Annotated in this window: 6 protein-coding genes; 5 read left to right on the plus strand and 1 reads right to left on the minus strand. The window is 74.8% G+C overall.

The window, feature by feature from the left end; all coding sequences use genetic code 11:
• From VG276_13930 to VG276_13950, 5 genes are all read left to right on the plus strand, one after another.
• Positions 1-243, plus strand: a 243-nt coding sequence (locus VG276_13930; protein HEV8650469.1) for a hypothetical protein, incomplete at its 5' end; no start/stop codon positions are given.
• Positions 244-362: 119 nt separating this feature from the next.
• On the plus strand, positions 363-1,802 hold the full coding sequence (locus VG276_13935; GenBank protein ID HEV8650470.1) for a DUF4331 domain-containing protein: 1,440 nt from the start codon (positions 363-365) through the stop codon (positions 1,800-1,802).
• On the plus strand, positions 1,792-3,255 hold the full coding sequence (locus VG276_13940) for a tetratricopeptide repeat protein (GenBank protein ID HEV8650471.1): 1,464 nt from the start codon (positions 1,792-1,794) through the stop codon (positions 3,253-3,255). The genes VG276_13935 and VG276_13940 overlap by 11 nt, the downstream gene beginning before the upstream one ends.
• Positions 3,252-5,171 (plus strand): hypothetical protein, encoded by a 1,920-nt coding sequence (locus tag VG276_13945; GenBank protein HEV8650472.1) that lies wholly within the window; start codon positions 3,252-3,254, stop codon positions 5,169-5,171. Before VG276_13940 ends, VG276_13945 begins: the two co-directional genes overlap by 4 nt.
• Before the next feature lie 72 nt (positions 5,172-5,243).
• Positions 5,244-6,923, plus strand: a complete 1,680-nt coding sequence (locus tag VG276_13950) for a HEAT repeat domain-containing protein (GenBank protein HEV8650473.1) — start codon at positions 5,244-5,246, stop codon at positions 6,921-6,923.
• A 210-nt stretch (positions 6,924-7,133) separates the two neighbouring features.
• On the opposite strand, the gene VG276_13955 is transcribed toward VG276_13950, so the two are convergent.
• On the minus strand, positions 7,134-7,736 hold a 603-nt coding region (locus tag VG276_13955), incomplete at its 5' end, for an ImmA/IrrE family metallo-endopeptidase (protein ID HEV8650474.1).

Here is a 7,736-nt window from a genome sequence, read left to right on the forward strand (position 1 = left end):
CCCGACCTGGTCGGCCCGGCCGACCTGGCCCAGGCGCCCTGCCGCGAGCGCGGCACCTGGAAGGCGGCCGGCGCCCGCGCCTTCGAGGACGACGCCGACCTGCAGCCCTACGTCGCGGCCTTCGGGTCCGACGTGCAGACCTGGGCCCGGGTCGTCCCGGTCCAGGGCCCGAGCATCCGGTTCGCCGTCGTCGTCGCCCCCCTCGGCGACACCTGGCGCGTGCTCGGCACCACCAGCGACTAGACGGCCGGCAGAGCCGGCCGGAGAGGAGGCCACGCTCCCGAACCCGGAACGACCAGTCCAAGCAAGCCGTCCGGGCCCTGGCGACTGGCCAGGCTCGGACACCTCCAAGGAGGAGGAACTTGTCCAGGTTCCGCAAGCTCGCGGCGGTGGGGACCACGGTGACGGCGCTCGCGCTCGTGGCCTCGCTGTCCGCCATCGCGCCGTCGGGCGCGTCGAGCCACCGCGAGGCACCCCTCATCTCCGAGGACCCGGTGGCCGACAACACCGACACCTACGCGTTCGTCAGCCCCGACCGACCCGACACGGTCACCTTCGTCGCCAACTGGATCCCGCTGGAGGAGCCGGCCGGGGGCCCCAACTTCAACAAGTTCGGGGACGATGTCAAGTACACCATCAACGTCGACAACAACGGTGACGCGGTCGACGACGTCGTATACGAGTTCCGGTTCCGCACCAGGATCCAGAACCGCAACACCTTCCTCTACAACACCGGCCCGATCACGTCGCTGGACGACCCCGACTTCAACATCCGCCAGTCCTACTCGGTGGCAAAGGTGAAGAACGGGCTCCGCTCCGTCGTCGCGAGCGGCCTGGCCACCCCGCCGGTCAACATCGGCCCCCGGTCCACGCCGAACTACCAGGCGCTGGCCAAGGCCGCCATCTACAGCCTCGAGGACGGCAGCAAGGTCTTCGCCGGCCAGCGTGACGACCCGTTCTTCGTCGACCTCGGCTCGGCCTTCGACCTGCTCGGGCTGCGCCCGCTCAACCAGGCGCACCTCATCAAGCTGCCCACCGCCAAGGGCGTGGACGGCGTGGGCGGCTACAACACCCACAGCGTCGTCCTGCAGGTCCCCGTCAAGGAGCTGACCGCCGACGGCAAGCCGCTCCAGATAGGCGCCAAGGACCCCAACGCGGTCATCGGCGTCTACTCGACCAGCCAGCGCCGCCAGGTGCGGGTGCTGTCGGCCAGCGGCAACCAGCCGAGCTCGGCCGGACCCTGGGTGCAGGTCTCCCGGCTCGGCATGCCCCTGGTCAACGAGGTCGTCATCCCGCTGGGCAAGAAGGACCGTTTCAACGCCAGCGACCCGCAGGACGACGCGCAGTTCGGCAGCTTCGTCGCCGACCCCGAGCCGTCCCGGCTGATCCCCGTCCTCTACCCCGGCGTGAAGGTTCCGCCCGCGCCGCGCAACGACATCGTCGCCATCTTCCTCACCGGCATCCCCGGCCTGAACCAGCCGCCGAAGGTCAAGCCGGCCGAGCTGATCCGGCTCAACATGGGCGTCCCGCCCACCCCGCTCGAGAAGCAGAACCCGCTGGGTCTGCTGGCCGGCCAGCTGGACGGCTTCCCGAACGGGCGCCGGCTGGTCGACGACGTGACCGACATCGAGCTGCGGGCCCTGGCCGGCGGCACGCCGTTCACACCCGCCTTCAACATCTCGCCCAACAACATCCTCACCGACGGCGTGCAGGCCAACGACAAGCCGTTCCTGCCCTCGTTCCCGTACGTCGCCACCCCCCACCAGGGGTACGACCACGACCATCACGCAGTTGGCTCGTAGCACGACCCGCCTGAAGGGAGGGGCCCGCCCCGCCGGGCCCCTCCCGAAGGGGTCGAGCAGCGGGCGGCTGGTCACCGTGGCCATCATCACGATCCTGGCCGGCATGCTCCTCGGCCGCTTCGCGCTGGCAGGCAGCGACCGGACCAGCGGCGCGGTCCCCGCGGCCCCCCCGATCCGCACCGGCACCGAGGCCACTGTGGCGACCGGCACCGGCAGCAGCACCGGAACCGGCACCGAGGCGACCGTGGCCCGCCTCCAGGCCCAGCTCCGCGACCAGCCGGGCGAGCCCCGGCTGCTCACCAGGCTCGGCGCCGCCTACCTGGCCCGGGCCCGGGAGAGCGCCGACCCCGGCTACTTCACCAGGGCCGCCGAGGCCCTCGGCCGGAGCCAGGCCAGGGCGCCCGGGCAGCCGGACACGATGACCGCCCTCGGCCTGCTCGCCCTGGCCCGGCACGACTTCCCTGCCGCGCTCGCCTGGGGTGAGCGCGCCCGCGCCGCCAACCCCGACGGCGCCGAGCCGCTCGGCGTGGTCGTCGACGCCCGGGTCGAGCTCGGCCGCTACGACGCGGCCGCCGAGGCCGCCCAGGCGATGGTCGACCGCCGTCCGGGCCTGGCCAGCCTGGCCCGCGTCTCCTACCTGCGCGAGCTGCACGGCGACAGCGACGGCGCCGTCGCCGCCATGGAGCAGGCAGTGACCGCCGGGGCCGGGTCGGTCGCGGACGTCGCCTACGTGCGCACCCTCCTCGGCGACCTGTGGCTCGGCACGGGGCGGCTCGGCGACGCCGAGACCGCCTACCGGCGCGTGCTCGCCGCCTCGCCCGGCTACGCCCCCGCCGAGGTGGGGCTGGCACGGGTCGCGGCCGCCCGCGGCGACCTCCGCGGCGCCGCCGCCCTGCTCCGCCCGCTCGTCCGGCGGCTGCCCCTCCCCGCCACCGCGGCCCTGCTCGGCGACGTCGAGGAGGCCCTGGGTGACCGTGCCGCCGCCAGGCGGCAGCACGACGTGGTCCGGGCGACCGAGGCCCTGAACCGCGCCAACGGGGTCGTGGTCGACCTCGAGCTGGCCCGCTTCGAGGCCGACCACGCCCGCGAGCCGGGCGCCGACCCGGCCCGGGCGGTCGCCATGGCCCGCCGCGCCCGCGCCCAGCGCCCGACCATCTACGGCGACGACACCCTGGCCTGGGCGCTGCGCCAGGCCGGACGGGCCCGCGAGGCGCTCCCCCACGCCCGGGCCGCGGTGCGCCTGGGCACCCGGGACGCCGTGCTCTGGTACCACCTGGCCGCCGTCGAGGCCGACCTCGGGCTCGACGGCCCGGCCCGCAATGACCTGGCCAGGGCGTTCGCCATCAACCCGTACCTCACCAACGCGTACGAGACCGTGGGCGAGCAGACCGCCGCTCTCGCCCTGGCCACGCGGCTTGGCCTGCGGCTGCCGGCCCCGGGAGCGTCCCGGTGAAACGCTCGGGCGCGACCACCACCGTCGCCGCCGCCGTCGCCACCACCGCCGCCGCCGCCGTCGTCGCCACCGCCGCCGCCGCCGTCGCCGCCACCACCGCTCCCACCGCCACCGCCGTCGCGGCCACCGCCGTCGCTGCTGTTGCCGCCACCGCCACCACCGCTGTCGCCGTCGCCGCCGGCCGCAGGCACTCGGCTGCGGCGGTGCGCCCCGACCGGCACGTCCAGCACCCGCGGCTCCAGAGGCCTGCGCTCCGGCAGCCGGCGATCCGCCACCCCCGGGTCCTGCGTCCCTGGAAGTGGCGGGCCGTGGTGCTCGCCGTCCTCGCCCTGGCGACCGTGCTCGGCTCGGCGGCAGCCGCAGCCGCCCACCCGCTCGGCAAGTTCACCATCAACCAGTACAGCGGGCTGCGGGTGCAGCCGGACCGGGTGCTGGTCGACTACGTGGTCGACATGGCGGAGATCCCGGCCTTCCAGACCCGGCAGGAGCTTGACGTCGACGGCGGCGGCACGGTGAGCGCCGCCGAGGCGGCCGCCTGGCGCGACCGGGAGTGCCACGGCATCGCGGCCCGGCTCCAGGCCCGGCTCGACGGGCAGGCGCTCCGCTTCGCGGTCACCGGCGGCACGGTCGCCTTCCCGCCCGGACAGGGCGGCCTGGCCACCCTCCGGCTCGAGTGTGCGCTGGCCGCGCCGGCCGGCGGCCGGGCTGGCGCACGGACGCTCGCGTACGTCGATGGCAACTTCGCCGGCCGGGTGGGCTGGCGGGAGATCACCGCGGTGGGCGACGGCACGACGCTGGAAGCGGCCGACGTGCCCGCCCGCAGCCCCAGCGCGCGGCTCACCGCCTACCCCAAGGACCTGCTTCGCTCCCCGCTCGCCCAGGACCAGGCCACCGTGCGGTTCCGGCCAGGCGGGCCGCGCTGGGGGGGCGCGGCCCCGGCCGCGGCCGGCCGCACCAGCCGGGCGCCCATGGCGGTCGACCGGGCCACGGCGGCCTTCGCCGCCCTGGTCGCCCGGCAGCACCTCACGCTCGGCTTCGCCCTGTTCGCGGTCCTGCTCGCGACCGTCCTCGGGGCCGTCCACGCGCTCGCGCCCGGGCACGGCAAGAGCGTGATGGCCGCCTACCTGGTCGGCCTGCACGGGCAGGCCCGGCAGGCGGTCACGATCGGGGCCACGATCACCGTGACCCACACCGCCGGCGTGCTCGTCCTCGGGGTCGTGCTGACGGCCTCCCGGGTGGTCGCACCCGAACGCCTCTACCCCTGGCTCGGCCTGGCCAGCGGCCTGCTGCTGGCCGCGGTCGGCGTCGGCCTCCTCCGCCGCGCCATCACCGGCGGCCGATACCACCATCATCCCCACGGCCATCCTCATGGGCATGGGCATGGCGCGGTCACCCGCCCCGGCCAGGGCCACAGGCATGGCGCCGGGCGCGGAGACGGGCACGATCACCGCGCGGGATCCGGGCACGATCACCACCACGGCCCTGAGCCCGGGCACGACCGCCATGACCTGGGACAGGCACACGGGCGCGGAGACGGGCGACGTGGTGGAACTGTCCCCGCCGAGGAGAAGCAGCGGGGGGCCTGGCCGGTCAGTCGGCGTGCGCTCGTGACCCTCGGGTTCGCGGGTGGACTGGTGCCCAGCCCCTCGGCCGTGGTCGTCCTGCTCGGCGCCGTCGCACTCGGGCACGCCTGGTTCGGCGTGCTCCTCGTGCTCGCCTATGGGGTCGGCATGGCAGGCACCCTGACCGGCATCGGGCTGCTCCTGGTCCGTGCCAGGCGGACCGTGGACGGCCGATGGGCCGCTGCGACGCCAGGCTGGCTCGCCCGCGCCAGCGGGCTCATGCCGCTCGCCACCGCCTCGGTGATCGTGGTCGTCGGCCTCGCCCTGGCCGCCCGGGGCGCCGCCGCGATCTGACGTCCGGGACCTGCGGCGGCGGCACACGGCAATTGGCTGGATGGGACGGCCGTCACCCCCTACCGTGCAAGCATGACCAGCTGGGAGCTCAGCCCGGAAGCGCAGGCGGCAGTGGACGAGCTGCACAGGGTCGGGACGCGGCCCGGCGCCGTCCGGCTCGCGGCCGAGCTGGGCGGGCCGGCGGCCATCCCGTCCCTCCTCGAGCTGGCCGCCGGCCCCGACCCGGCCATCCGGGCAGCCGCCCTCGATGCTGCCGGCCAGCTCCTGGCCGCCGTGCCGCCGGCGCGGCTCCGACGCCTCGACACCGAGGTCCGCCGACGCTGGCCCCGGACCGGCCGCGCCGGGCCCGGGGCGGTCGGCGGATGGGTCCGGATCGGGCCGCCAGCCGGCACCGGACCGCTTTCCGCAGAGAGGGCGGGCACGGCGCCCGGGGCGGCGGCACCGCCGATGCTGCTGGCCGCCGCCCTAGCCGCCATGCATCCCGACGGGCGTGTCCGCGAGGAGGCGGTCCGCCAGCTCGACGCCGTTGGCGGTGGCGAGGCCCTTTCCTACCTGCTCGTCCGTACGGGCGACCGGGTGCCGCAGGTGCGCCGGGCCGCCCGGGCGGCAGTGACCCGCCGGCTGGAGCCGCGGTACATCCCGGCCCTCGCCCTCAACCTGGCGCTGGTCGAGCGCCTAGCCGCCGGCCAGCGGGCCGGCACCGTGCTGGCCTGGACGGCGCGACTGCTTGAGCACCCGGAGCACCGCCACCACGTCGTCAGGGTCCTCGCGGCCGGCGACCTCGCCACGAGGCGAGCGGCAGCCCGCATGCTGGCCGCCATGCCATGGGATGACCCGGCCGGGGTCCTGGAGGCGGCCCTCGGCCAGGACGACGCCGTGGCCGCCGCCACCGTCGTCGACACCGCGCTGGACCAGCTGGAAGGCGACGAGCTCCGCCGGCTGCTCCAGCGCCTCCTCGGCCAGCCGGTGGCCGGGCTGCGCCAGCGGGCCCTGCGGACCCTCGTCGCCCGCTTCCCGGACGAGGCGCCCGAGACGCTGCGCCAGGCGTTGCTGGACCACCAGGCCGCCGTGCGGACCGTCGCCCAGCGCCTGCTCCGGGCCCGGGGCGAGGACGTTGCCGGCCGCTACCGGGCCGCCCTCGGGGGTCGGCCCGACCCGGCCGTCGCCCTCCTCGGCCTCGGAGAGACCGGCACGGCCGGGGACGCCGAGCTGGCCAGGCGCTGGCTGGCCGACCCGGACCCAGCCGTGCGCCGGGCCGCGGTCCGCGCGGTGGCCCGGCTGGACCCGGGCGCACGGGTCGGGGAGCTGCGGGCCGCCTTGGCCGACCCGGATCCCGACGTGTCGCGGGCGGCCCGGTCCGGGCTCAGGCGGCGCGTCGCGCAGGCCGGACCGGACCGGCTCTGGGCGCTTTGCACCTCCACCCGCCACGGGCACGTCCGTCGGCACTGCCTGGCGCTGCTCGCACGGCTCGGGCGCTGGCAGCGGCTCCGGTTCGCCCTGCTCGCCGCCATGGAGCCGCAACCTGACCTGGCCGAGGCCGGCCGCCAGCTCCTGCGCTGCTGGCTGGCGAGCTGGGACCCCGCCGCCCCCGGCCCCACCCCGGCTGAGGTAGCCGAGCTGCGCCGGCTGCTTCCGCTGGCGCGCGCGAGCCTCGGGGCCGGCCTCACCGGCGTCCTGGTCGCGGCGCTCCGCCCCTTCACGTCCGAGCCCGAGGCCCCGGTCGAGCAGGTGCCCCCGACCAGCAGGTCCTGAACCAGCCCTTGAGCCCGCTAGCATCGCCGTCGCACGATCGGGGTCAGAGAGACGCCGTGCCGACTCGTCGAAGAAGACAATGACTGCTCTGCGGCGCCGGCGCCTTTTACCCTGGGCCAGTCAGCGGCGACCCAATGGGCAAGTGGTACTACTCGGCCGTGACGGAGAAAAAGATGCAGGCGTTGACGCCACGTCACCAGAACTGTGGTATCACCTGTTCGTTGGGGGGCCATTATCCGCTGGCAGGTCCGCCGTCCGCCTGAACAGTTCATACCGGAGAGCTTCGCGCTTAAACTCAGGGAGAAGACCGAGATTAGCGAGCCGCTCCAGCGTCGCTAAGGCGCTGGTGTTGGCAATGGCCGCCATCTCGACCAGCCACTCGACGGAGCCAAAAGGCGCGTCAACCTCTCGGGCTGCCCGGTCAAGCAGCGGGCGCGGCATTAGGAATGCCGCAGCGAATGCATTGGCTCTGCGTTCGATATCCTGAGGCGCCCACGGCCCCGACGCGACGGCCAGTCGCCGGGCGCGCCACCGGTCGAACAGCAGATGGCACAGTTCGTGGGCGAGCGTGAATCGCGTTACCTGCTCGTTGTGACCGAATTGATAGTTAAGGTTCACAAAGCATGTCGGACTGTGGCCGGGCCCGGCAAGGCTCACACCGCGAATACCCTGATCAGACAATTGGACGTCCTCAACCCGAGCGCCGACCCGGTCGAGAATCGCTCGTACCTCGACAGGCTGCTCGTCATCGACATCCAACTCTGCGATGGCAAACTCAGCGAGCCGGTTTCCCTGCTCATAGTCAGGTAGGGT

Source organism: Actinomycetes bacterium, assembly GCA_036000965.1.
Classification (GTDB): Bacteria; Actinomycetota; CALGFH01; order CALGFH01; family CALGFH01; genus DASYUT01.